Source organism: Oleiphilus sp. HI0123 (assembly GCF_001635315.1).
The window spans coordinates 1-567 of sequence record NZ_LWGE01001895.1 but is presented as its reverse complement, the minus strand read 5'-3'; the positions used below and the strand labels follow the sequence as shown (position 1 = coordinate 567).

General features: G+C 40.7%; 1 protein-coding gene. It reads left to right on the top strand.

Annotated features, from left to right (window positions below; all coding sequences use genetic code 11):
• Window positions 1-34 precede the first annotated feature (34 nt).
• On the top strand, window positions 35-567 hold a 533-nt coding region (locus A3761_RS25220; protein WP_231881315.1), incomplete at its 3' end, for an AraC family transcriptional regulator ligand-binding domain-containing protein.

Sequence of the window (567 nt, the reverse complement as noted above, 5' to 3'; positions counted from 1 at the left end):
GCAAACTATTGGTGAAAGCATAAGGCGGGCAAGCTTGCTCTACAGTACCTTTAGAAACGATATCGTGCTGCAACTTGAAAATACTACGGAGGGAGCTCGTCTTATTTTTCAGCCTGTACGGCCCGAGTTGGATACTGCCAATTTCCTCGTAGAGTTTTTTTTATTGGTTTGGCATCGCTTTGCAAGCTGGCTTGTTACTGAACGATTACCTTTAAAATATGTTAGCTTGAGTTACCAGAGTCCACCGCATGTTGCGGAGTATAGTTTGCTCTTTCCTTGTCACTGTAGGTTTGGTGAAACGCAAAACGCACTAGTCTTCGAATCAGCTCTTATGGATTTGCCTATTAAACAGGGCCAGAAAGAGTTGAATACTTTTTTACAAAATTCGCCAACCGATTTGCTGTCAAAGCCGGACTTTCAACGAAGTTTTAGTACTCAAGTAATGAATATGATTGTTGATGATACGATGCAGTTTAAGAAGCTTGATGATTTGGCCAGTGAACTCAATATGAGCCCAAGAAATTTAAGACGTGTCTTGGAAAAAGAAAACACTAGCTACCAACAAAT